The 24,933-nt window shown below is 66.1% G+C and carries 20 protein-coding genes; 9 read left to right on the top strand and 11 right to left on the bottom strand.

The window, feature by feature from the left end; translation table 11 throughout:
• The first annotated feature begins 96 nt into the window (after nt 1–96).
• The 8 genes from LDB29_RS25305 to LDB29_RS25270 all read left to right on the top strand — a co-directional run bounded on the left by LDB29_RS25305 (nt 97) and on the right by LDB29_RS25270 (nt 10,832).
• Complete coding sequence (locus LDB29_RS25305) at nt 97–1,971, top strand: gamma-glutamyltransferase family protein (protein WP_044661104.1); 1,875 nt, start codon at nt 97–99, stop codon at nt 1,969–1,971.
• Between the two features lie 12 nt (nt 1,972–1,983).
• A complete protein-coding gene (locus LDB29_RS25300) occupies nt 1,984–4,932 on the top strand; it encodes an amidohydrolase family protein (protein WP_257557474.1) in 2,949 nt (982 codons plus the stop codon).
• 84 nt (nt 4,933–5,016) lie between these two features.
• Nucleotides 5,017–5,520 (top strand): RidA family protein, encoded by a 504-nt coding sequence (locus LDB29_RS25295; RefSeq protein WP_065847265.1) that lies wholly within the window; start codon nt 5,017–5,019, stop codon nt 5,518–5,520.
• 28 nt (nt 5,521–5,548) lie between these two features.
• Nucleotides 5,549–7,135, top strand: coding sequence for a flavin monoamine oxidase family protein (locus LDB29_RS25290; RefSeq protein WP_306812584.1), 1,587 nt, complete (start codon nt 5,549–5,551; stop codon nt 7,133–7,135).
• Nucleotides 7,132–7,539, top strand: coding sequence for a cytochrome c (locus LDB29_RS25285; RefSeq protein ID WP_025547696.1), 408 nt, complete (start codon nt 7,132–7,134; stop codon nt 7,537–7,539). The genes LDB29_RS25290 and LDB29_RS25285 overlap by 4 nt, the downstream gene beginning before the upstream one ends.
• 112 nt (nt 7,540–7,651) lie before the next feature.
• On the top strand, nt 7,652–9,103 hold the full coding sequence (locus tag LDB29_RS25280; RefSeq protein WP_025547694.1) for a UbiA family prenyltransferase: 1,452 nt from the start codon (nt 7,652–7,654) through the stop codon (nt 9,101–9,103).
• A 21-nt stretch (nt 9,104–9,124) separates the two neighbouring features.
• Nucleotides 9,125–9,535 carry a multidrug efflux SMR transporter gene (locus LDB29_RS25275; protein ID WP_025547692.1) on the top strand — a complete coding sequence of 137 codons (411 nt, stop codon included), beginning with the start codon at nt 9,125–9,127 and terminating at the stop codon, nt 9,533–9,535.
• A 1-nt stretch (nt 9,536) separates the two neighbouring features.
• Nucleotides 9,537–10,832: a hypothetical protein gene (locus LDB29_RS25270; RefSeq protein WP_025547691.1), complete on the top strand. Its 1,296-nt coding sequence runs from the start codon at nt 9,537–9,539 to the stop codon at nt 10,830–10,832.
• Between the two features lies 1 nt (nt 10,833).
• Here LDB29_RS25270 and LDB29_RS25265 read toward each other — a convergent pair whose 3' ends face one another.
• Genes LDB29_RS25265 through LDB29_RS25245 form a run of 5 tightly spaced genes read right to left on the bottom strand, consistent with a single transcriptional unit; the run spans nt 10,834 to nt 16,480 of the window.
• Nucleotides 10,834–11,877 (bottom strand): acyltransferase family protein, encoded by a 1,044-nt coding sequence (locus LDB29_RS25265; protein ID WP_137708876.1) that lies wholly within the window; start codon nt 11,875–11,877, stop codon nt 10,834–10,836.
• 20 nt (nt 11,878–11,897) lie between these two features.
• Complete coding sequence (locus LDB29_RS25260) at nt 11,898–12,977, bottom strand: acyltransferase (protein WP_025547688.1); 1,080 nt, start codon at nt 12,975–12,977, stop codon at nt 11,898–11,900.
• Entirely contained in the window at nt 12,974–14,230 is a 1,257-nt protein-coding gene (locus tag LDB29_RS25255; RefSeq protein WP_238320157.1) for a polysaccharide biosynthesis protein GumE, read from the bottom strand. The genes LDB29_RS25260 and LDB29_RS25255 overlap by 4 nt, the downstream gene beginning before the upstream one ends.
• The gene (locus LDB29_RS25250) at nt 14,223–15,347 is read right to left on the bottom strand and encodes a polysaccharide biosynthesis protein GumK (RefSeq protein ID WP_044661107.1); all 1,125 of its coding nucleotides are present in this window, start codon (nt 15,345–15,347) and stop codon (nt 14,223–14,225) included. The genes LDB29_RS25255 and LDB29_RS25250 overlap by 8 nt, the downstream gene beginning before the upstream one ends.
• Complete coding sequence (locus tag LDB29_RS25245) at nt 15,344–16,480, bottom strand: glycosyltransferase (protein ID WP_025547684.1); 1,137 nt, start codon at nt 16,478–16,480, stop codon at nt 15,344–15,346. Before LDB29_RS25245 ends, LDB29_RS25250 begins: the two co-directional genes overlap by 4 nt.
• A gap of 133 nt (nt 16,481–16,613) precedes the next feature.
• Here LDB29_RS25245 and LDB29_RS25240 point away from each other — a divergent pair, with 133 nt between their 5' ends.
• Nucleotides 16,614–17,582 (top strand): glycosyltransferase family 2 protein, encoded by a 969-nt coding sequence (locus LDB29_RS25240; RefSeq protein WP_044661108.1) that lies wholly within the window; start codon nt 16,614–16,616, stop codon nt 17,580–17,582.
• A gap of 18 nt (nt 17,583–17,600) precedes the next feature.
• Here LDB29_RS25240 and LDB29_RS25235 read toward each other — a convergent pair whose 3' ends face one another.
• From LDB29_RS25235 to LDB29_RS25210, 6 genes are read right to left on the bottom strand one after another with little or no spacing between them, the layout of a single operon-like run.
• Nucleotides 17,601–18,626: a polysaccharide pyruvyl transferase family protein gene (locus LDB29_RS25235; protein ID WP_044661109.1), complete on the bottom strand. Its 1,026-nt coding sequence runs from the start codon at nt 18,624–18,626 to the stop codon at nt 17,601–17,603.
• On the bottom strand, nt 18,623–19,678 hold the full coding sequence (locus LDB29_RS25230) for a glycosyltransferase family A protein (RefSeq protein ID WP_025547680.1): 1,056 nt from the start codon (nt 19,676–19,678) through the stop codon (nt 18,623–18,625). The genes LDB29_RS25235 and LDB29_RS25230 overlap by 4 nt, the downstream gene beginning before the upstream one ends.
• Nucleotides 19,668–21,554, bottom strand: a complete 1,887-nt coding sequence (locus LDB29_RS25225; protein WP_025547678.1) for a WecB/TagA/CpsF family glycosyltransferase — start codon at nt 21,552–21,554, stop codon at nt 19,668–19,670. Before LDB29_RS25225 ends, LDB29_RS25230 begins: the two co-directional genes overlap by 11 nt.
• A 22-nt stretch (nt 21,555–21,576) precedes the next feature.
• Nucleotides 21,577–22,245, bottom strand: coding sequence for a tyrosine-protein kinase family protein (locus LDB29_RS25220; protein ID WP_037481691.1), 669 nt, complete (start codon nt 22,243–22,245; stop codon nt 21,577–21,579).
• Complete coding sequence (locus LDB29_RS25215; RefSeq protein ID WP_025547675.1) at nt 22,242–23,612, bottom strand: exopolysaccharide biosynthesis protein; 1,371 nt, start codon at nt 23,610–23,612, stop codon at nt 22,242–22,244. Before LDB29_RS25215 ends, LDB29_RS25220 begins: the two co-directional genes overlap by 4 nt.
• Before the next feature lie 30 nt (nt 23,613–23,642).
• Nucleotides 23,643–24,923, bottom strand: coding sequence for an ATP-binding protein (locus LDB29_RS25210; protein WP_065847244.1), 1,281 nt, complete (start codon nt 24,921–24,923; stop codon nt 23,643–23,645).
• Between the last annotated feature and the right edge of the window lie 10 nt (nt 24,924–24,933).

The raw sequence follows: 24,933 nt of genomic DNA, 5'->3' as shown, positions 1-24,933 counted from the left end.
CGGGATCATTCTCGTTACAGGGAAACGACCGGCAAGGCAGATGCCTGCTTTCCCTCGGGTAGCGCTGACTATGCCGATTACAGGGGATCTTCGTTCATGACCGATACTGCAGGGCAGGGATTGAGCCGTCGCGACTTCGCGGCATTGGCTGTGGGGGGCGTCGCCCTGGCCCAGACGGGAGCCTCCGCGCAGGACGCGGCGCCCGCCGCCAGGGCGCCGCTGGAGCCGACCCGGCTGGTGAGCGCCGGCGAAACGCTGCGGCCGGAGATCGTCGGCAATTTCGGCATCGTCGCCGCCGGGCGTCATTATGCGGTGGCGGCGGGGACGCGCATATTGATGGCGGGCGGCAATGCGACGGACGCGGGCGTCGCGGCGGTGTTCGCGGCCGCCGTGACGGAGATTTCGCATTTCGGCTTCGGCGGCGAAGCGCCGACCATCATCTACGACGCGAAGGCGAAGAAGGTTTCGCTGGTGAACGGGCAGGGCGTCGCGCCCATGCTCGCCACGCCGGACAGGTTCGCCAGGGCGGGCGTCATCCCCGGCAACGGCCCCAATGGCGGCACGGTGCCCGCCATGGTCGACGCCATGGCACTGGCCTTGCAGCTCAACGGCACGATGACGCTCGATCAGGTTCTGCAACCCGCCATCGAACTGGCCGACGGTTTCGTCATGTATAACTTCCTGGCCGAAGTCTTCGCCAGCCAGAAGAAGGCGACGTCCAAGTGGAAGGACGCCTATGACACCTATTATCCGGGTGGGGCCTTGCCGAAAGTGGGCGAGATATTCCGCCAGCCCAATCTGGCGAAGACCATTCGCATCATCGCGGAAGCGGACCGGGCGGCCTATAAGAAGACGAAGGACCGCAAGGCCGCGATCCAGGCCGGGCGCGACGCCTTCTACAAGGGCGACATCGCCCGGCGGATCGGCGCGGCGATGGAGCGCGACGGCGGACTGATGCGCTATGAAGACCTCGCCGCCTATAAGGGCAAGGTCGAAACCCCGACGATGACCAGCGTCTTCGGCTATGAAGTCTATAAGGGCGGTTTCTGGAGCCAGGGCCCGGCCATGCTGATGGCGCTCAACATTGCGGAGGCGGCGGGCATCGCGTCGATGGAGCCGGGGTCCGCGCCCTATCTCCACATCGTCGCGGAATCGATCAAGCTCGCCTTCGACGACCGCAACGCCTTTTTCGGAGACCCGGATTTCGCGACCGTGCCGATGAAGGGCCTCTTGTCCAAGGCCTATGCCGCAGAGCGCGCGAAGCAGATCGGGCCGAAGGCTTCGCTGGAGCATCGCTATGGTGACCCCTGGGCGTTCGAGGGCAAGGCTCGGACAACGCCCGCCTTTACGCCGCATATGCTGAAGGCCCCGCCGCGCCCGACCGCCGACACCACCGCCATCGAAGTGGTCGACAAGGACGGCAATCTGTTCAGCGCCACGCCCAGTTCGGGCTGGTTGCTGGGCGGCGCCTATATCGCGGGTGACACTGGCGTGCCGATGAGCAACCGCTTGACCGTCTTCGACCTCGACCCCGAAAGCCCCAATGTGCTCGTCCCTGGCAAGCGTCCGCGCACGACGCTCTCGCCCTCCATGGTGCTGAAGAACGGCGCGCCCTATCTGGCCATCGGCACGCCGGGCGGCGACAATCAGGACCAGCAGATCATGAACGTGCTGCTGCGCGTGCTGGCCTTCGACCAGCCGCTCCAGGCCGCGATCGAGGCGCCGCGCATCAACAGCAACCATTTCCACGCCTCCTTCGCGATCAAGAAGGATGAACCGGGCGTGCTGGAGATCGAGAATCGCGTGCCGCAATCGGTCCGCGACGATCTGGCCGCGCGCGGGCACAAGCTCGACGTGCTAGGGCCGTTCGCCGTCTCCACCGGCATCGTCGCGGCGGGCGTCGTGCCTGGCAGCGGCACCTTGCGCGGCGGGGCGGACGTGCGCCGCGAACGCTATGTCTTTGGTTGGTAAGAGGGCGCGTACATGAAGTCTCCGCTGAAGCTGTTTTCCATCGCCCTGCTTTCGGCCTGCGCCGTGCAGGCCTATGCCCAGCCCGCCAATCTGCCCCCGCCGGGTGGGGAAAAGCCCATCGCCTTCGACGTGCATGAGGGCACCTCCATGGCCGTCTCCGTATCGCCGGACGGCAAATGGCTGGCGGTGGACCTTCAGGGAAGCCTCTGGATCATCCCCGCCAGGGGTGGCAAGGCGAAGCGCATCACCGACTATTTCAACGATGCGCGCCAGCCGGTCTGGTCGCCCGACGGATCGCGCCTCGCCTATTTCGCCTATCGCGACGGCGGCTACGATCTCTGGACGATCAAGCCCGACGGCAGCGACATGCGCAAGCTGACGCTGGGCGCGTGGGATGATCGCGAACCGGCCTGGTCGCCCGATGGGAAGACCATCGCCTTCTCCTCCGACCGCAGCGGCAATTACGACATCTGGACGCTGGACGTCGCCAGCGGGGCGGTGAAGCAGATCAGCAGCAGTCCGCGCGAGGACCGGATGCCGAGCTGGTCGCCCGATGGCGCGAGGATCGCCTATGCGGGGATAGAGGGCAGCAGGACGGCGCTCTATTCGACCGCCTTGACGGACGGCAAGGAAAGCCTGCTCAAGCAGGTCGAGGGCAGGGTGGATGCGCCCTCCTTCGGCCCCGGCGGCGAACTCGCCTATGTAGTGCAGGACGCGAAGGGCAGCCACCTGGAGGTCGATGGCAAGGCCGTCAGCGGGATCGAGAATGTCTTTCCCTTCCGCATAAGCTGGGGGAGGGGCGGCTATTATTACGTCTCGGACGGCAAGATCAGGCACCGGAGCGGCGGACGCCTCTCCACCGTCGATTTCGCCGCCACGCTGGAGGTGGTGAAGCCCAGCTATGCGCGGGCGAAGCGCGACTGGGATTCCACCGCGCCGCGCAAGGCGCTGGGCATCGTCCATCCCACCATTTCGCCCGACGGCAGCCGCATCGCCTTCGTGGCGCTGGGCGATCTCTACCTTATGTCCTCCAAGGGCGGCGTGCCGGAGAACCTCACCAAGGACGCCGCGCTGGACGCCGATCCCGCATGGTCGCCTGACGGGCAGAGCATCGTCTATACCTCCGACAAGGGCGGCGGCTTGCCGCAACTGTGGATACGCGATCTCAGGACCGGCAAGGACCGCAAGCTCACCGACATGGACACCCAGCCGCTTGGCGCAACCTGGTCGCATGACGGCGGGCGCATCGCCTTCCTCGACGTCGACGGGCGCTGGGGCGTCGCGGGCGTCTGCGTCGTCGACGTGGCGAGCGGGAAGGTGACGCGGCTTCAGGCATCGCTCGGCCAGCCGGGCAGCCCCACCTGGTCGGCGGACGGCAAATATGTCGCCATCGCGCTCTCCTACAAATATTCGAACAGCTTCCGTGAGGGCACCAACCAGATCTACGTCATCCCCGCCGATGGCAAGGGCGAGCCCTTCTGGCAGGTGCCGCAGGACAATGCCGGAACCGACACGCGGGGCGGCGGCGGTCCCGCCTGGTCGCCTGACGGCACGAAGATGGCGGCGATCTACGAAGGCCTGCTCAAGATCTGGCCCGTCGCCGCCGACGGCAAGCCGATGGGTCCGCCGCGCAGCTACACCTCCGAAATCTCCTATTTCCCGACCTGGACCGCTGACAGCCGCACCATCCTCTACCAGTCGTCGGACAAGCTGAAGGCGATCGATACCGAAACCGGCGTGATCCGGGAGATTCCGGTCGACCTCAGCTACCGCCTCGCCAATCCGACCGGGCGGATGGTGATCCACGTCAGCAATCTGGTCGACTCCGTCCGCGACGAGACCCAGCATGACAAGGACATCGTGATCGAGGGCAACCGCATCGCCGCGATCCGCGATCATGATCCGGCGCTGCATCAGGCGGAGCATTTTGTCGACGGCACCGGCCTCACCGCCATTCCCGGCCTGATCGAGCATCACGCCCATCTGCAAAAGGATTTCGGCTCCAATCTGGAACGCGCATGGCTCGCCTATGGCATCACCACCGTGCGCGATCCGGGCAACCAGGTCTATGACGCGATAGAGGATCGGGAGGCAGCCGAAGCGGGCGTGCGCATCAGCCCGCGCCTCTATGTCAACGGGCCGCTGTTCGAATGGCAGCGCGTCTATTACAAGATGGGCGTCGCCGTTTCCGGCCCGGCTCATCTGGAGCGGGAGCTGGAGCGCGCCCGCATCCTCAAATACGACATATTGAAAAGCTATGTCCGCATGCCCGACATCTACCAGCGGCGCATCGTGGAGGCGGCGCACCAGATGGGCGTGCCGGTCACCGGCCATGAAATCTTCCCCGCCGCCTATACAGGGGTCGACGCGACCGAGCATCTGGGCGCGACCAGCCGCCGCGGCTATTCGCCCAAGCAGGGGCCGATGGGCATGGCCTATGAAGATGTGATCCAGCTTTTCGGCAGGAGCGGCCGCACGCTGACACCCACCAATTTCGGCGCCCTGACCAATTATCTGGAGAAGAACCCGTCCTATCGCGACGATCCGCGCATCAACCTCTATCCGATCTGGGCGCGCAAGACGGTGACGGAAAGCGATCCGATGGCGGCGCTGTTGCGGCCGATGATGGCGGGCAGCCTGACCAGCCTGAAGAAGATGTTCGATGCCGGCACGCTGGTCGCGGCGGGCACCGACACGATGATCGCGACCAACCTGCATGCGGAGCTTTCCTCCTATGTGGATGCGGGGCTGACGCCCTTCCAGGCCTTGCAGACGGCGACGGTCAATTCGGCCAAGTCGCTCAACCTGGACGCAGGGACGCTGGAGGCTGGCAAGCTGGCGGACATTACCCTCCTCGCGGGCGATCCGCGGGAGAATATCGCGAACACTTTCAATGTGAGGAAGGTGATCGCCAACGGAAAATATTATGACGTCGCGGAACTTGTTTCCGGCGGGCAATGATACCGCAACATAGGCATGGCGGATTTTCCTTCCCGCCTCGTTCATCGGGATACAGGCATCAGCAATATGGGAATGGGGGCGTTCATGGCAAATCCGTCGGCGTTCAGGCTTTCTCTTGTCGGCATCGTGGCCGCCGCTTCCTTGTCATCGACGGCCCATGCCGCGCCGGTGGAGCATAAACAGGCCCCCGGCGCGATGATCGCCAGCGCCGCCGTGGTCCCGCCCGGCAGCACGCTCTATTTCCTCTCCGGCGCGACCGGCGCGCCCATCGACCCCAAGGATACGGAAAGCCCCGGCGCCTTTGGCGATACCGAGGCGCAGGCAATGTCGATCTTCACCAGGATGAAGGCGCAGCTTGCGGAAATGGGTCTCACCATGGGCGATGTGGTCAAGCTGACCGTCTTCCTGGTGGGAGACCCCAAGCTGGGCGGTAAGATGGACCGCGACGGCATGACGCGGGCCTATAAGAAATTCTTCGGTACCGCCGATCAGCCCAACCTGCCGACGCGCTCGGCCTTCCAGATCGCAGGTCTCGCCCGGCCGCAGCAATTGATCGAGATCGAGGCGATCGCTGCCAGGGGCAACTGAACTTCCGCCGCCGCGCACAGGGGGTATTATGGAGAATAGCATGCAGCCGAGCCGCCGCCAGCTTCTGGGCCTGATCGGCAAGGCGGGTGGCGCGGCGGCCATGTACCAGGCGATGACCGCGCTGGGCCATGCCGCCGAAACCCAGTTCGACGGTCCCCCCGTCCTCTCCGGCGCGAAGCCGGGCGCGTCGGTCGTCGTGCTGGGCGCGGGCCTGGCCGGCATGGTCGCCGCCTATGAACTGGAAAAGGCGGGCTATCAGGTCAAAGTCCTGGAGTTTCAGGACCGTCCGGGCGGCCGCAACTATACGTTGCGCGGCGGCGACACCTTCACCGAAAGCGACGGCACCGTGCAGAAGGTGCAGTTCGCGCCGGGCAACTACATCAATCCCGGCCCCTGGCGCATCCCGCATCATCATAATTGCCTGCTGCATTATTGCCGGCAGTTCGGCGTGGCGCTGGAGCCGTTCATCCAGCTCAACCATAATGGCTTCATCCATTCCAGCGAAGCCTTTGACGGCAAGCCGCAGCGCTACAAGGCGGTGGCGACCGACTTCCGGGGCCACAGCTCGGAACTGCTGGCCAAGGCCGCGAACGCCAAGGCGCTGGACGGCAGCGTGAGCGCGGAGGACAAGGAGAAGCTGCTGGAGGCGCTGCGCCATTGGGGCGTGCTCGACGACAATATGGCCTATACCAGCAGCGTGGCCGTCTCCGCCCAGCGGGGCTATGACCGCCCGCCCGGCGGCGGCGTCGGCGGTGCTCCCACGCCCTCCCAGATCGCGAAGCTGGGCGACGTGCTCGACCCGCAGGTCTGGACGGCGATGAGCTTCTATTTCAACTATGTGATGCAGACGACCATGTTCCAGCCGGTGGGCGGCATGGACATGATCGGCAAGGCCTTCGCCAAGCAGGTCGGCAAGCTCATCACCTATAATGCCAAGGTCACGAAGGTCGCCCAGAACGGCAAGGGCGTGACCGTCAGCTACAGGGACGTGCCGAGCGGCAGGATGAACAGCGTCAGCGCCGACTGGTGCGTGTGCACCATCCCGCTGTCGATCATCAGCCAGGTCGAGATGCAAGTGGGGCCGAAACTGGCGGCGGCTATGAAGGCGGTGCCCTATGCCGGCCAACTCAAGATGGGAATGGAATTCAAGCGCCGCTTCTGGGAAGAGGACGACAATATCTATGGCGGCCACAGCTTCACCGACCAGCCGATCGCGCAGCTATCCTATCCCAACGACCGCTTCTTCGCGCCGGGACCGGCGGTGCTGCTGGGCGCGTTCGCCCGCGATGCGGGTGCGTTCGAACTGACCGGCATGACGCCGCAGGAACGGATAGAGGCGGCGCTGGCGCAGGGCGAAATCTTCCATCCGCAATATCGCAAGGAATTCCTGAACGGCGTTTCCGTGCCCTGGAGCCGCGTGCCCTGGATATTGGGATGCACATCGCGCTGGAGCGAGGAGAACCGGGAGGCGCATTACCAGAATCTGGTCGCCATTGACGGGCGCGTGGTGCTGGCGGGCGAACATGCCAGCTATTATGGTGGCTGGATGGAAGGATCGCTGCTCTCCGGCCTCGACGCGATCACGCGCATCCACCAGCGGACGCAGGCGGCATGAGCCCGCGCCGCGCCCTGATCCTCGTCCCGCCGCTATTGGCCCTTCTCGCCGCGCCGGGCCATGCCGACACGCCCGGCGGCGTGCAGGCGAAGAACAAGGCGGTGGATGGGGAGAAGGTCTACAGGCAGATCTGCGCCGCCTGCCACATGCCCAATGCCATGGGCAGCGGCGGCGGCGCCATTCCGGCTCTGGCGAAGAACAGGAAGCTGGCCGATCCCGCCTATCCGGTCACCATCGTGACGAAGGGCAAGGGCGCGATGCCGCCGATGAGCGACATGCTCTCGCCAGCGCAGGTGGCGGCGGTCATCACCTATGTGCGGACCCATTTCGGCAACGCCTATCCCCAACCCGTCACGGAAGCGGACGTGAAACGCATCGCCAGGCCCGGCCGAAGCGCGGAGTGACAGGAAAGGCTGTTCCTTCCCGCGCACCGCGAAAACCCTTAGCAATTTCCCCTTAATTGATTCGCTTCCTCGCCTCACATCTAATCAGTTTGGATGAAGTGAAGGGGAAGCCATGCAAGTTGCTGTCCAGTCGAAGCCGCAGGTGAATACCCAATGCCGTCCGCTTGTCGTCGATCTGGACGGCACGCTGATCAAGGGGGACTTGCTGGTCGAATGCCTGATCTCGGCCTTCAACGACAGACCCCGCACCATCCTCTCGTCCTTTCTGCGCATGGGATGGAACAAGGCGGCGATCAAGGCGGAACTGGCGGACAGCCCCGATTTCGATCCCCATTACCTGCCCTATGACGATCAGGTGCTCTCCCTGATCCGCGCGGCGCGGGCGGAGGGAAGGCCGACCTACCTCGCCTCGGCGGCCGATGCCCGGCTGGTGTCGCAGATCGCGGATCATCTCTGCCTGTTCGACGGTTGGTTCGCGTCCGACGGGACGACCAACCTGTCGGGCAGGGCCAAGCGGGACCGGCTGGTCGCGGAATTCGGGGAGGGCGGCTTCGACTATATCGGCAATGCCATGGTCGACGTCCCGGTCTGGGAGCATGCCGCGCAAGGCTATGCCGTGCGCGCGCCCACCGCCGCCTTCCGCCATATGCAGCGCAGGGGCCGCCCGCTCAAGGCCCTGGCGGAGGAAGGGGCCAGCCCCGGGCTCTGGCTGCGTCAGTTGCGCGTCCACCAATATGTGAAGAATGCGTTGGTCTTCGTGCCGCCGCTGATCGGCAATGAGATCACCCGGCTGGCCCTGCTGCAAAGCCTCTGCGCCTTCGTCGCCTTCTCCCTGATCGCGTCGTCCATCTATATCGTCAACGACATCGTCGACCTGCATGCCGACCGGCGGCACCCCAGCAAGCGCGGCCGTCCGCTCGCCAGCGGGCAGTTGCCGATCGGGGCGTCGCTGATCGTGTCGGGCCTGCTGCTGACTCTCGGCCTGCTGACGGGGGCGATGGTGTCGCTGCCGCTGCTGGGCGTGCTGTTCGGCTATTTCGCGCTTACCAGCGCCTACAGCTTCGTGCTCAAGCGGAAATTCCTGATCGATGTCCTGGCGCTATCCCTGCTCTACGCCGTGCGGGTGATCGGCGGCAGCGCGGCGACGGGGATCGTCATGTCCGACTGGCTGCTCGCCTTCGCGGTCATGTTCTTCACCAGCCTGGCGCTGATCAAGCGCTACACCGAACTCGCCAAGCGCAAGGACGCCGATCTGGGCGACGCCAGCAACCGCAATTACAAGGTCAGCGACATGACCATGGTGATGTCGATGGCGGTGGCTTCCGCCTATGTCTCCATCACCGTGCTGGCGCTTTATTTCACCTCGCCGGCCGTCAACGGCTCCTATCGCCATCCCGACCTGTTGTGGATCATCTGCCCGATCATGCTCTATTGGGTGGGGCGGATGCTGATGCTGGCGCATCGCCGCCTGATCCACGACGATCCGGTCGTCTTCGCCCTGCGCGACCGCATGAGTTCGGGCATGGTCTGCCTGGTCCTGCTCATCATGTTCGCGGCGCACTGATCCCATCCCCGGAGGAAAACCTTGCCTGCCCAAGCCCTGGCTGAACATCGCGCGGCCGCCGGCCTGCTGTGGCCGCTTCTGGTCCTGACCTGCGTGCTGCTGTCCTCCGGATCGCAGGTGCTGATGAAGATCGGCATGAACGGCGTCCCGGTGCAGAATGCGCTGGCGCGCGGATCGGCGATCGAGATCGCGACCACCATCGCGACCACCCCCCTGGTGATCGTCGGCATGGCGATGTTCGGCCTCAGCGCCGGGGCGTGGCTGATGGTCCTGTCCCGCATGAACCTGTCGCAGGCCTATCCCTGCGTCGCGCTCGGCATCGTGGTCACCGCCATTTGCGGCTTCTGGCTGCTGGGGGAGGCGATTTCGCCGGCGCGTCTCGGGGGCATCGGGCTGATCGTGGCGGGCGTGCTCGTGACGGGGCTGAGCTGAGATGGCCGCGACCGCGCTTGGCGCGCCCGCCCGCCGCATCTGGCCGATCGGCGTCGGCCGCGTCGACCTGGTGCTGGTCATCCTGCTCAGCATGACGGCCATGGCGATCTGCCTGTTCAACGGCAAGGCGCTGTCGCCGCAGGTCTATGACACGTTCAACATCTATTTCCAGGCCGATCCGCCCCGCGTCATCTCCAACATGACGGAGCGCTGGAGCCCGTACCAGAACCGCACCGTCGCCCATCCGCTCTTTTCCATAACCGCATTGTCATCGGTCAAGGCGCTGGCCTTGCTGGGCCTGCCGCCGATGCAGGCGATCGGCCTGCTGCTGATGCTCGCCGCCGCGGTCAGCGCGGGGGGTTTCCATGTGGCGATGCGGCTGATGGGCCTTGCCCCCGCGGCGGCCGCCGGCTTCACCCTCGCATTGCTCGCCAGCGCCGGTTTCCTCCACTGGTATGCCTTTATCGAAACCTATGCATTCAGCGCGACCGGCATCGTGCTGATGCTGATCTTCACCTGTTCGATGCGGAGCCTGCCCCGCGCCGGCTGGATCGTCGCTTCGGCGGCAAGCGTCGCGATGCTGATCACCAATTGGGGCCTGGGGCTGGCGGCCGCCTTCTTCCGCCTGCCGTTCCGCCAGTTCCTGCTGGTCAGCGGGGGCGCCTTCCTGCTGGTGTCGGCGGTCTCCGCGGTCCAGATGAAGCTGTTGCACCGCGCCGCCTTCTGGCTCGACCCGCGCATCATCGTCAAGGAAAAGACCTATGCCGGACCGAAGATGCACGCCGCCGGCATGGCATGGCACCCGTCCATCAGCGCGCGCAACGCCCTGCTGATGCCGGGCGTCGTGCCATCGCCGCAGCGGGCCGACATGCAGACGGAGATCGGCTCCTCGACGGTCGTGACCAATCAGTTCGCGCCGCTCGGCCAGTGGGGCGTCGCGGGCGGCATCGCCGCCGCCGCCTGGCTGGTCCTGCTGGCCGGAGGCGTCGCGGGAACGCTGGCCGACCGGCAGAGGCGGCCCATCGGCCTGGCGCTGGGCCTGTTCCTGGCTTCGAAGATACTCTTCCACAGCGTCTATGGAGAAATCACCTTCCTTTACGCGGCGGACATCGCGGTTGCCGCGCTGGCTTTCGCGGCGCTGGGATGGTTCTCCCCCTATCGCAAGGCAGTCGTCGGCGCGCTGATCCTCTTCATCGCCGTCGGTTCCATCCATAATGAGCGGCAGTTTCTGACCGCGGCGAAGCTTTCCAACCAGATTGCCCTGGACAAGCAGCATGGCCGCGCATCCGGCATCTGAGTCAGATGCTGAACCGCTTCGGCAAGGACTGCCGCATGCCTTCGTCGCTATAGAGCCACATCCGGCCCAGACTTCCCGCCCGGTCGTGAAGGACCAGCGATCCGAACAGGGAGAACAGCATCAGGAAGGGCGTGACCCATAGAAAGGCATGATCCCCCAGCGGCAGGACGGACAGCGGCATGGACAGCGCGGCGATGACCAGCCCATGGCCGAGGTAGATGCTGAGCGTTCGCCGCCCGAAGAAGATCAGCGGCCCCTTCAGCCACGAAATCCGGCTGAGCAACAGGGCGACGCCGACTGCCGCCATCAGGCCCGCCATGGACAGGCCGATCTGCGCGCCGGGATGGCACGTCAGCATCGAAAGGGCCGCAAAGCCTGCCGTTCCGCCCACGATCAGCGTCGCGGCATGGCGCGGCGCCCGCTCCGCCAGCGCCCGGCCATACCATGCCCCGCCGATGAAGAAGGGCGCATAGAGCAGGCCGTTGCGCCACGGATAATGGGGCAGTTCCGCCACCGGCCCGGCCGACAGGACGCAAAGCAGGAAGATCGCCGACAGATGGACGGGACTTCGGAAGCGGGCAATCGCCTTGGCAAGGACCAGATAGATCGCCATCAGCCACAGGAACCATTGTCCGCTGGGCGGGATGATCCACATATAGATGAGCTGCCATTTGGAAAGGCCCAGCGGCTTCAGCCCGTCGGTCGGGTCGAAATAGCGGAAGAACAGCCAGTAGATCACGGTCCACAGGCTGTAGAGCCAGACGAGATTGGCCACCCGGCCGGTCAGCAGCCGGCCCCAGGACCGGCTGAGCGCCCCGGCGGCGAACAGCCCCGCTATGGCGAAGAACAGCGGCATGCGGACCGGCTTCGCCAACGCATCGAGCGTGGAAAAGACCGCCCAGCCATGGCCGATGGAAGCACCCGTCAGCGCGGCATGATGGAAGACGACCAGCAGGATCGACAGGCCCTTGGCCACGTCCAGCCAGTCTATGCGTCCCTCATCCTCCTTCACCGACCCGTGCGCGACCCTGTTTTCCTTGCGCATCTGGCTTTATCCTTATCGTCTCACCTTCGAACCTCCGCCCGGCTGAGATCGGGCAATAGGATGACCTTGGGCTGCCGGTCGAACAGCCTTGCAAGCAGGCGGCGCAAACAATGGTTGGCCGGCCCTTCGACGAAGCGATGGGACAGCGCCGCGATGCCGACCGCCAGCAGCAGCGATGCCACGGCGCGCGGCGCCGGCGGCACCGGCAGATATCCCGCCAGATAGAAAGCGGGCATGTGCAGCAGATAGAGCGAGAAGCTCCACGCCCCCAGCCGCCGCATCGCGCCATTGCCCCACAGCCAGTCGTTCAGCCGATGGTCGATGGTCGCGCTGTGGATGACGCAGGCGCAGAGCAGGACCTTCGCCAGATCGCCATAATAGCCGATATGCTTGGGGTCGCCGCGCGTCGACGGGAAGAGGAAGGGTTCGGCCCACGCCGGCGACAGCAGGATGGCGGCCAGGAAGGCCAGGGCGCTTCCCAGCACGAGCATGGCGAGCGGCGGGCGCGGCGGCGCCGCCTTCATCAGCAATGCCGTGCCGATCCCGGCGATGAAGATGTGCAGCTTTGCGAAGACGGAGAAGCCCGGCGTCCAACTGCTGATCGCATAGCTCAGGCAGATCGCGGTCGCCAGCGCCAGGAAGGCGACCGGCCTGTTCGGGCGGCTGCTGTGGAACGCCATCCAGATCAGCGGAAAGAGGAAATAGAACTGGAATTCCGGGCCGATGGACCAGAAGATCGGCTGCGCGCTGGTGAAGCTGAGCAACCGCAGGAGCTGCTGGCCGTCTATGCGATAGATGAAGGCCGGATCGGCATAGCTGAAGAGGAAGAAGGACAGCAGCGACACCGCCAGATAAAGCGGCAGGATTCGCCCCGCCCGCGCCGCGCCATAGCGCAGCAGCGCCGCGACGTCGGGCTTCTGCCCCAGATAGAGATGGCCCATCAGGAAACCGCTCAGCACGAAGAACAGCATCACGCCATAATCGCCCAGGCGGTGATTGACCCAGGGCGGCAGCCCGACATCGGGAAAATGCGACAGCATCACGATCAGCGCCGCAAAGCCGCGCAACCCGTCCAGCGCTGGAATATGCCGCCCGCTCATGCCGGGGGCGTGCTGTCCGCTGCCCTCCGCCCGCGTGCGAAGCAGAAGCCGTAGAGCGCCCACATCAACGCCGCCGTCTTGATCGAGAGCAGCGAATTGCTGATCGGCAGGCACAGGATGAGGAACAGCATGGTGCCATGTTTCGCCATGCGGTCGCCCGGCGCCCTGCCGAACCCGGTGAGCGACAGCGCCAGCCAGAGGCCGAGCGCGATGAGCACGGATTGGGACTGGATGAAATCGGCCCATCCCGCATCGTCCAGCCGCGCGAATTCGGGGCTGACCCCCAGCAATGCGGCGGCATCCATCGTCCCCAGCGCATGCAGGCCGATGCCCAGCCGCCCGGCGAAATTGTCGCCATTGGGCATCAGCAGGCCGAACGCGTCCCCCAGCCAAAGCAGGCCCAGCATGACAGGCAGGTAGATCGCGCTCCAGCGGTCGGGCAGATAGCGGCAGAGCGGCAGATAGAGGCAGAAGAGCAGGATGACCGTCATCGCGAGCCGCCCGTCGCAGATCACCAGCAGCGCGAAGGTGGACGCCACCATGAAGGCCCGGCCCCAGCGCGACAGTTCGCGCCAGCAGGCCGCCGTGAAGATGGTGACGACGACCGCCCAGTTGCCGAGCGACACCGGCTCCAGGAACAGCGACGACCCGCGATGGAAACCGAAGCCGTTGAGCAACAGCCGCCCGCCCGGCCGTTCCGAACTCAGGAACAGCGATCCGCCCGCCCAGAAGGCGTCGGCGTCATATCCGCGCGTGTTCACATAATAATCGACCACGTTGAAGAAGGCGCCATATTGGTCCGGCCGCGCCAGTTCCCACATGCCCACCAGCAGGATGCACGCCTGCATGACGAGGACCGACCGGCGGAACAGGTCGGCGCGCAGCGCCGTGCCCAGCAGGATGAAGGCCGGGATCAGCAGCACGTCGCCCAATATCTTGGGATTGAACTGCGCCCGGATCGCGCTGGTCAGCAGCACGGCCATCACCAGCAGCGCGGCCAGCGTCCACCATCGCGCCGCCAGCGCGACCGGCTGGAACAGGCCCAGCAGCAATGCAGAGATGACGATGCCGCCCTGCATCACGGACACGATCGACCCGTTCATCGGCGCGACATGGCTGTTCACCCAGGCGAGGAACGGGTTGAACAGGACCGTCGCCGCCAGCAGCGCCATGGCCGCCACCGGCACGACCGCGCGCAGCATGTCCCCGGCGCCTTGCATCCGGACGTCTCTTTGCAGGACAAGCTCAGCCAAGGGCGACCTCCACCAGCCGGTCGGCCACATCGCCCCAATCCTGCGTCGGCGCTGGCCGCCGGCGCGTCTGGGCGGCCCTGGCGAAGGCCTGCACCATCCCATCGGCGTCGCCCGGCCGATAGCCGAAACGCAGCCCATGTTCGCCCACCGCGAAATCCGGGCAGACGGCGGGCAGGCCGATGGCGCCATATTGCATCAGCTTCAGGCTGGAATCCGCCAGATAGGCCGATGCTTCCGCCGGCAGATAGGCCGCGATCCCGACATCGGCATGCTGGATATAGGGCAGCGTCCGTTCGAAGGGCATCTCATCGTGCAGCACCACATTGGACGGGAAGGCGTGCCTGGGCGTTCCGATCATGTGGAAGGTGAAATGGGGAACCGCCTGCGCCAGCGTGCGGATCGCGCCCTCGTCGAACAGCATCGATCCGACCGCCACCGCATTATGCGGCCGGTCATAGGGGCTGACGGTCGGCCGGCGCAGGTTTCGCAGGTCGACGCCATGGGGAATGAAGATGCGCGGACAGTCGAAGCTGTCGAAATGCGGCAGCATGCTGCGGGCGACGACCACGACCATGTCGATGTCGCGCGCCTGCCTGTGCAGCGTCGTTTCGATGCATGGCGGCACGCCGGCGGTCGCCAGCAGGTCGGTCGCGCGATAGACGATCCGCGCATGCGGGGCGATGGCCCGCACCCGCCGGATCAGCGCGGGGGCGATGCCGGATTCGATGAGGATGAGGTCCGCCGTCGCCGCCGCCTCGTCCAGGGCGGGGCAGGCCATGCCCGCCCAGCGGTGGAACAGCCAGCCGGTCAGCGCATCGGGCACCGGCATCTTGACCGGATGCCAGCGGGTCCGCCACAGATAGGCGCGCAGGCCGTCCACCGTTTCCCAGCGGTTGGCGCGCGGGTCCAGCGCCGCCCGGCTGTCGCCGCGCAGCCGCGACAGCCAGCTGTAGCCGATGGACAGGAAGGCGACGTCATGACCCCGTTCGGCCAGTTTCTGGGCGATGAAATGCACGCTGGCGCGGCGCGCCGTGCGATAATCGTGGCGCGACAGGATGAGGATGCGGGCGTTGGTGACGCCATGGGGTGCGAGGGCGGCCGAAATGGGGATGTTCAATGGCGTCTCTCCCTGCGGCCGATGATTTCGTCGTAATAATCTTCCAGTTCCGCCATGTTGGACCGGATGTGGAAACTGTTGTTGACCCATTCCCGTCCCGCCCGGCCGAAGCTTTCGCACAGGTCCGCCGACAGCAGCAGCCGTTCCAGATGCGCGGCATAGCTGCCGGTGTCGCGCCGCTCCGCCAGCAGGCCGCTCTGCCCCGGCCGGATGGCTTCGCGCATCGGCCCGTCGTCGAAGGCGACCACAGCCATGCCCAGGGCCTGCGCCTCCATCAGCACGATGGGCAGCCCTTCGCTGTCGCCATTCGCGGCGCGGATGCTGGGCATGGCGAAGATCCTGTGCCGGGCCATGGCGGCGAACACCGCCTCTCGCGGCTGCGGGCCGGCAAATACCGGCTGGATGCCCAGTTTTCGTGCCTGATCCATCAGCGCCGGCTTCATCGGGCCGTCCCCGATGATGGTCAGCGGCTCCTCGCGCAGGCGGGGCGGCAGCTTCGCCCAGGCGTCGAGCAGGAAGTTGACGCCCTTCTTCTCGACCAGCCTGCCCACGAACAGCGCGCCCCGGCGCAGCGAGGGGGAATCCACCTGCGGCAATGCGGCGGGGTCGATGCCCAGGCGGATGACCCGCAGCTTGCCTTCGGGATAGCCGGCCTCCAGCAGACACTGCCTGATCCAGTTCGACACGCAGATGATGCCGTCGACATAGCGCATCAGGACGGGCTTCAGCATCAGGTACCAGAGCCCTTCCGTGCGCCGCGCATGTTCGCGGGCGGTGACGGTCGCGTCATAGCCATGGGCCGTCACCACCAGCGGCATGCGCCGCCGCAGGGCAAGCGGCAGGATGCCCGCGCCGTCCTGAAGGAAATGCGCGTGGATCAGGCCGGCGGAGCGTGAGGACAGTTGTCCGTCCAGATGGTCGTAATGTCCGGTCAGCCGACTGCTGATCCTTTTCCACTTTCCGGCGCCGGGTTCATGAAGCAGATGCAGTTGCTGTCCGTCCCGATAATGGCCGCCGACAATGTCGTCGGCCATGACGAAGGGGCGGTATCGGCGCAGCGACCGGATATGGTCCGCAATGAAGGTCTCCGACAAGGGCAGGAAACCGCGTCTGTAAATGGCGACCATCGGCATATTGTCTGTCCGCACTGGGAAGATCGGGTTCGGACCCTTGGGACATATCCTAGGGGTATTCCCTCAATTCGCTGCTGCTTGTGCGGCTGTTATATCCAAAGCCCACCCCTGTTTCGAGTAAGGCATAACACCTATGCAGCGGAACCTAACCCCTTGTGTCTCGGTGATAATTGCCGCCTATAATGCGCAGGATACGCTGGTTCGCGCGGTCAATTCGGCGCTGGCGCAGCAGGTGCCGGTCGAAGTGCTGATCATCGACGATGCGTCGAGCGACGACACGCTGCGGGTGGCGCGGGGCCTGACGCGCATGCACGACAATGTCCGCCTGATCGTCAGCGCGGAAAATGGCGGACCTTCGGTCGCGCGCAACAGGGGGCTGGCCGCGGCGCAGGGCGAGTGGATCGCGATACTCGACGCCGACGATGCGTTCCTGCCGGGGCGGCTGCAACGCATGACCGGGGTGGCGAGGCGGCATGAGGCCGATCTGGTGGCCGACAATCTGCTGTTCTTCGACTGGCAGGCACAGGCCGTGGCGGGCCGGGCGCTCAGGCTGGCGGACGATCATGTGCAGCAGGTCGGCGCGGCGGATTTCGTCGGCCAGTGCATGACCGGCCGTTCCCCCTTCGATTATGGCCAGCTAAAGCCGATCTTCCGCCGCCGTTTCCTCCATGCGCGCGGACTGCACTATCCGCCTCACCTCCGCCATGGCGAGGATTTCGCCTTCGTTCTGGACTGGCTGCTGGCCGGCGCGCGCTTCATGCTGATGGGGGAGGGGCTTTACCTCTTCACGCAGCGCATCGGTTCGATCTCCTCGGACAGTTCGGGCCAGTCGCGCACCATCCTCAACCTCCAGGCCATGCGGGACCATACGCTGGGCCTGCTCGCCCGCCCGCGCATCCGGGCGGACAGGGCATTGGCGGGGCTGTTGTCGAAACGGGCGGACGCGATCCGCGACCAGGCGATCTGGAACCGCGCCTATCCGCACCTGCGCGCCCGCCGGCCGGGGGCGCTGCTGATGGAAATGCTGCGCGACCGGCGCAGTTGGCCGATGCTGGCCCGTCATCTGGTCCGGCGGCACAGGGCGCGGATGCTTGCGCGTTAAGGCCCCCGCAGGCAATATTCAGCCTTCACGGCCCCCCGCAATGCCATCCAGCGCATAGCTCAACTGTTCGACCCTCTGCGCGAAAATCGCATCGCCGCTCAGGAAAGCGGGCGCGCCGACCAGCCGATGCAAAACCGTCGCCATGCGCTCCGTCCGCCGCCTGTCCCACCGCGTCATCGCGCCCCGCGCGGCACGCTGCGCCGGCAGGCGCCCCGGCAGCGCGCGCAGGTGATGCTTCACCTTGGGGCGCACCGATTGCCATAGCGCATTGCCCTCCCGCCGCATCATCCGCCGATAATGCGCCATGGCGCTATCCCTGTCCGGCCGCGGCAGGCGGAAATCCTGTCCGATGCAGCGCTGCACCTGCCCCTCATAATAGGCCCGCAGGCTGATCGAGGGCAGCGCCACCGGCTCATAGGGCAGGTCCAGCGACAGGGTCCAGTCCAGCCATTTGAAGCTGTTGATCCGCCGGGACGACGCAACGGGCACCCAGGGCACCCGCATCGTATCCGCGATGATCGCGGCATGCATGGAATCCGCGATCACCAGCCGCGCCGATCGGATGCGCTCTATCACCCGATGCGCGCATTGCCGGGGATCGACCAGTTCCACGCCCGCCAGCCCGCAGGCCCTTTCCCAGGGGCCTTCGTCCATCGCCTCATAATGGGGAATGAAGATCGTCCCGTGCCGTTCTTCCTCGGCCAGTGGCTTCAGCCGCGGCAGGGTCGACAGCAGCAGCGCACCGTCCGCGACCGCCCGTTCCGGCCGCCCGACCACCTGCGCCGTCAGCGGCCCGCGCAGCGCCGTCACCTTCCACCGCCCGCTGTCGAAATCGGCGGGCACGGGACGATAGCCGATGCCGCTGGAAAACACCCTGATCCGTTTCGCCTGCGGCATGTCGTTGCCGATGATCGTGCCGATGCCGCAGAACAGCTCGCCATCATCCTCGTCCGACCAGCGGCCCGGCGCGAGTTCTTCCCAGAGCCAGCCGTTCAGGTCGTCGCCGAAATTCCCCTGCGGCGCCCGGTAATAATAAAGCTTCACGCAGGCATCTCCCGCAGGGCCGCCGGGCGCAGCTTGCGGCGCAGGATTTCCGTCCAACAGCCGGGCAGGTCACGCCAGAGGTGCCGGTAGGCCCTTGCGATCATCGCCCGCTGGAGCCGGTCCATCAGGCCCAGATAAAGCCGCGGATGCATCAGGATCGCCGCCAGTTCCATCTGGAAGCTGCGTCGCCGCTGCTGCGTCAGCATCAGGCTTTGCGCATCGATGCCGTCGATCGCCCCCATCAGCTCGTTCGCCCGGATCATGGAAAGGATGCGCCGCAGGTTGCGCCCGCCCAGCCGCTCATGCGCGTCGCGATACAGGTTGATGCCTTCGCCGCGCAGGCTGTTGGCGGAAAGCGAGAAGCAGATGCCCCGCGCCCGATGCGCAATCCGCGCCCACATCAGCCAGTCTTCCCCGGCATAGCGCAGGCTCTCCTCGAACCGGAGCGATCCCACCGCCGACCTGCGCAGGATCACGGACGATGTCTGGCACAGATAGTCGCGCACCATCGACGATCCGCCGCTCGTCCCGACGAAGCGATAGGTGCCGCGCGTCCCGTCGAGCAGTTCGACCCCCTGCTGCGCGGGCAGCGCCTGGAAAAACGCCATGGCCGCGAACATGGTCGTCGGCGGCATGGCGCTGTCGCAGAAGTAGAAATCATGCGCCGTGCCCAAAGTGTCGATCCCCCAGGCCAGATGGTGCGTCGACCATTGATCGTCGGAATCCAGAAAGGCGATATAGCCGGAATCCGGCGATAGGGCGTCCAGGCCATGGTTGCGCGCCGCCGCCGGGCCGGCATTGGCCTGGCGAAGGATGCGCAGCCTGATCCAGTCGGGCAAGGCGAGATTATCGACATCCAGGTCGGCCGCGACCGGCGAACCGTCGTCGACGACGATCAGTTCGACTTCGGCGGGCCAGGGAAGATATTGGCAGGCGACCGACCGCACAGCTTCGCGCAGCAGCCCGCGCTTGCGCTGGAAGAACGGGATGACGACCGAAATGCGCTTCGGCATGGTCGTCCGGCGCCGGGCCATGCTGGGGTCAGGCCGCATCGGCCCCCCGCAGGGCTGTGGTCGGGGCTGGCGGGGGCGTATCCTCCCAATCCTGCCCGCGCCAGGCATCCTTCAGCGCATGGACGATGAAGCTCAGATTGCCGCGCAGATAGCGGTCCGCGAGCCGGGTCGGCTCCTGAAACAGCCGCCATGCCCATTCGAACCGCGCCCGCTGCACCCAGGCCGGGGCGCGCCGCACCCGTCCGGCGAGGAAGTCGAGCAAAGCGCCGCCGCACAGCACGGGCCGTCCGAACTCCGGCGCCCAGCGCGCCGCCCAGATCTCCTGCCGGGGATTGCCCATGCAGGCGAGCACCAGATCGGCCTTGCTCGCCCCTATGCGGTCGCTCAGGCCCGCTTCCTCCTGCGGGTCGAAGAAACCATGCTGCATTCCCACGATCGAGAGCCGCGGGCACAGGCGGCGCAGCGTCACCGCCGCGCGCTCCGCCACGCCCGGCGCCGCGCCGACCAGGAACAGCCGGAGCCCTTCGGGATGGTCCTTCAGCAGCGCGGGGATGAAGTCCGTGCCGTTGAGGTTGACGGGAAAGGAGCGGCCATAGCGCAACCGGCTCGCCAGATCGACGCCGATGCCGTCGTTCAGCACGAGCGCATTGCTCAGCGCCCCGGCCAGTCGGTCGTCCTTCCGCGCCAGATTGGCCATATGGGCGTTGCAGAAGGCGATGACCTTCGGCCTTTGCGCGCGGACATGGGACCGGATTTCCGCCAGCGCCTCCGTCTGGGAGAGAACGGCGACCTTCACCGGACCGATGGCCCGCTGGCGATGGCCCAATATCTGGTCGTAGATATGCACGATGCGCGCCGAGACCTCCGGCCAGCTATAGCCGCGCAGCGGTTCGGCCGCGTCCTTCAGGGCTCCCCTGACCCTGGCGGTGCGGAAATCCTTGAGCAGCCGCGCGGCCGACAGGAGATCGTCGAAATGCAGGAGCGTGCCGACGCCCAGCTTCTCGCAGGACCGGCGATGCGCCGGAATGTCGCTGGCGGCGGGATAGAGGCCGGCGGAAACCGCCTCGATCAACGATATGCCGAACCCTTCATAGGCGCTGGCGGACGCGAAGATGCTGCTGCGCCCGATCAGCGCGCGAAGCGCCTCGTCGCTGGGGCTGTCGTGGAATTCCACCTTTTGGGATATACCCTGTTCGACGGCGATCCGGCGCAGGTCGGACAGGGCGACGCCCATGGGCTTGCCCGCGACGATCAGCGACCAGGCCGGGTCCAGCGCATTCAACGCGGCGAACCAGCGGATCAGCCGATCGATCCGCTTGTTGGGGGCGATGCGGCCGAAATAGAGGATCGCCCGCGCATCCGGGTCGGCGGCGGCCGCGAACTTGTCGATGTCGACGCCATTTTCCACCAGCGTCAGCCTCTGGCGGCAGATGCGCGCGAAACTGTCCTGATCCGCCTCGCTACAGGCGATCGTCGCGTGGAAGCGGCTCAGCGACAGGCGGGATATGCTGTGGAAATAGACCTGCTTCAGCCGCTGCGCATAATCTGTGTGGAAGAAGCCGCCATGGGTGCTGAGCACCATCGGCTTCTGGTGCAGAAAGCGCGTGAGGGCCAGGAAATCGACGAAGAAATCCATGGCATGGACGTGGATCAGGTCGCAATCGCGCACATGGCGCAGCACCGCCGGCGCAATGGGATAGCGCCGTCCGCCGCGGAAGGGCAGGCGGACGACCTCCACCCCGCCGATCGTTTCTCGCGCGGGCAGTTCCGCGCCATCGCCGTCGAAGATGCGGTTCAGCGTGACCATGCGCACGTCATGGCCCGCCCGCGCCTGCTCCTCGCAGAGGTTGCGGGTGAAATTCTCCAGCCCCCCGATGCCCGGATGATATTGGCGGGAGATATGGACGATCTTCATGCCTGTTCCACGCTTCATGCCGTCACACGATCATGACCGTGCCGATCAACGGCATGCCCAGCATCGACAGCTTGTTGATCGTGGACTTGAGGTCCGCCGTGGTGGTGGCGTCGCGGCTGACGGCCAGTATCGCCACCTCCGCGCCGGCCGCTGCCAGGGCGAGGTCCTCGACATGGCTGGCGTCGACCAGGCACAGGTCGAAATCGGCCATCATATCGGCCAGGTCCCGGCTGTCGGATGCGGCCGCCAGCAGGGACAGTCTGGGGATCGAGGCAGGCCGGACGAAGGCGTGGAGGTCATCTTCCGGATCGGTGGGCGTGACCGGCGTCTGGCCGAGCAGCCGGTGCTGGACGAAGTCCGACTGCTTCATGTCGACGAGCAGCGTCCGCAAGCCGCTCAGCGCCGCCGACACCGCGACATTGGCGGTCAGGATCGCCGCCTCGTCGACCGCGCCGACCGTGAGGACGGCGATGGAGGAGGGCGCCCGCCCGTCCGCCAGGCGGAGCGCGGCCAGCGTCGACTGTATGTCGCGCGCCTGCACCGCCAGCCGGTCTTCCGGGTCGCTGATCGCCACGACCAGCGGATCGACCTGGATCGGCCCCACGGCATTCATCTCGGGCTTTTCGCCCGGGCCGGCGGCGATGAAGATCGCGCCGGGCTGCTCGCTTCTCTCTGTGGATCGGAGTCTCATGACCATTTGGCTCCTTCAAGGCGGAGTTGCTGTCCGATGTGACGGAGGTCGGCCTGTCCCAGCACGGGCACGCCGGTCAGATATGTCATCGCATCGCGGCTGCGGACGCGGGGTTGTAGCCATTCCAGCAGGACCGCCGTGCCGATGGCGAGCATCAGGCCCAATATCGTCATCATCAGCAGCCGCACGGGAATGTTCGGCGCGTTCGGCAGCAAGGGCGCCTCTGCGGCGTTCAGATGCAGCACGTTCAGCGAAGGGATGCTGCTCTTCGCGCGCAGTTCGGCCATTTGCTGCGTCTCGGTCTCATATTGCTTCTTGGCCGATTCCACATTGCTTTCCAGCACGTTGAGCTTGCCCCGGTCGCCCGCGAGCGACAGCATGCGGGCGCGGTGCTGGTTCAGCAGCGACTGCATGGCGCCCCGGTTGGCCGCGGCGGCGGAACTGGCCGCGGACAGGCTGCCCGAAGTCTTGGCCGTTTCCTGCGCCAGTGCCGCCCGCAACTGGGCAAGCTGGGAATTGGCCGCCCGCATCAACTCATGGCTCGGCCCCAGTTCGGCCGACATCTGGCGGATTTCGGCCGACTTGGTCGCGATCTGCGCACGCAATCCCTGGACCACCCCGCTCGACTGCACTTCGGGCATGCTCGCCCCCGCGGCGGCGCGGGCGCCTGCATCGGCGGCGGACGCTTCGGCGGTGGACAATTTGGACGACAATTCGCTCAGCCGCGTGCTTTCCGCATCGATCGCCCCGGTGGAGACAATGCCGTGCTCGCGCTGGAACTTCGCCAGTTCGCTCTGCGCGCTTTCCATCCGCGCCTCGGATTCGCTGAGGCGGGTCTTGAACCAGTCGGCGTAGCGCTTGGCGAAATCATTGCTCATCGACAGGCGGGTCTTGTTGAACGCATCGGCAAAGGCATTCGCCATCTCCGCCGATCTGGCCGCATCGGTGCTGCGATAGGCGATGTCGATGGTGCTGCCCGCCGGGCTGGGCGTGACCTCCAGCCCGCTCTGGACCCGCCGGTTCAACCAGCCCTGGAAGGTCTGGGTTCCGTTGGTCTGGTCGAACCACTGCCTGCGCAGTTCGGGTTCCTTGTCGAGGCCCAGCGCGCGGGTGACATGGCCGGTGATCGCCTCCCCGCGCAATATCTGCGCCTCGGTCGCCAGCATGGCGGCGGGTTCGCCGGCCGCGCGGGTCTCGCCCGGCAGCGGGTCGGGCGCGCGCGTGTCGAACAGCAGCGTGGCCGACGCCACATATTCGCGCGGCGTCATCAATATCCAGATCGCGGTCAGCAGCATGACGCTGCAGAATATCCCCGCCACCAGCCGCCAGCGCTGCAATATCGCGCGGAATATGTCCAATATCAGCATAGTCACTATCCTATTCGATGGCGATCCGGCCTATTCGGCGGCGATCGGGCGATGAAGATCGTTCATGCTGATGATGTTCTCATCGATCTTCTCGCTGTTCTGCGCGGCGAACAGCATGGCCAGCATGAATTGCGGCGCCAGACTGTCCTGGAAGGCGATGCGATCCTCTGCCGCATCGATGATCAGCGCGTCCCGCAACTGGGACAGGATGCGCTCGCCCCGTTCATCCGCCAGCGCGTGCCGGGTGATGAAGCCGTGGGCGGCGGCGGTGCGGGCGATGGTTTCGATCATGCTCCAGTGCGGGCTGTTCGTCGCGATCACCTTGCGGAACAGCGCGGCGTCCTCCGCATTGGTGAGCGCCCAGTCATTGACGGCCCGCGCCACCCCGGCCAGCGTCGCGGGCAGGTCGACCTTCCGCTCCTTCCGCTTGATCACCTCGAAACAGGCGAGGGCGCAGAACAGCCGGACATGATAGGGCGATCCGCAGGCGAGATGGGCGATGGTCTCCCGGCTGGCATCGGTAAAGCCCATGCCGATCGACCCCGCGCCCTTGGCGATGATGTCGAACACCGCCTGGGATTCGATCCGCGAAATCGGGATCACCGACATGTGCCGCCGCAGGGACGCATGGCCCGCGATCAGGGCATCGACCCCCGCCGCGATGCCCACCGCGACGATATGAACCGGCATGGCCGCGTCGGACAGCATCTTCATCAGCCTTGCGACGTCATGTTGCACGGCGCTGTCGGTGATGCGGTCGAATTCGTCCAGGATCAGGATGAAGCGGCGACGGGCGCGCGGCGCGATCTGCTCGACCACGTCCCGCGGATTGACCGGACGGTCCGCGGGCCAGTCGACCGGCGCCCCGGCCAGGGCATCGACATAGGGCCTGATGAGCGCCCCGAAATCCTGATCGGGTTCGCACGCCGAATAGAGCACGACGAAGCCCCGGTCGTCGGCCATATTGGCGAAGACCCGCGCCAGCGACGTCTTGCCGGACCCCCGCGCGCCGTAGATCAGGGCGTGATTTCCCCGATCCAGAACGCCCTCGACCAGCAGTTCCAACTGTTCCTGCCGGCCGTGAAGATGGCTGGAACTGGTGACGGGCTGGGTCGAGTTGAACCCCTTGCGGATGGCCGACCGCAACATGTCGGCCGTCGGGGGCGCCGGGGTGGCGGGCTCGGCGGCGGCGGCGGCGCGGATGGCCGCCATGCGGCGCGCCAGCTCCTTGCTCTGGGGCTTGGGCTTGGGCTTGGGCTGGGGCTGGGGCTTGGGCCTCAGCCACCGCGCTATCCAGGAAAACAGGGGCATTTCGGGTTCC

Source organism: Sphingobium sp. CFD-2, from assembly GCF_024611135.1.
Lineage (GTDB): Bacteria > Pseudomonadota > Alphaproteobacteria > Sphingomonadales > Sphingomonadaceae > Sphingobium > Sphingobium fuliginis.
This window is presented reverse-complemented; position numbering and strand designations above follow the sequence as displayed.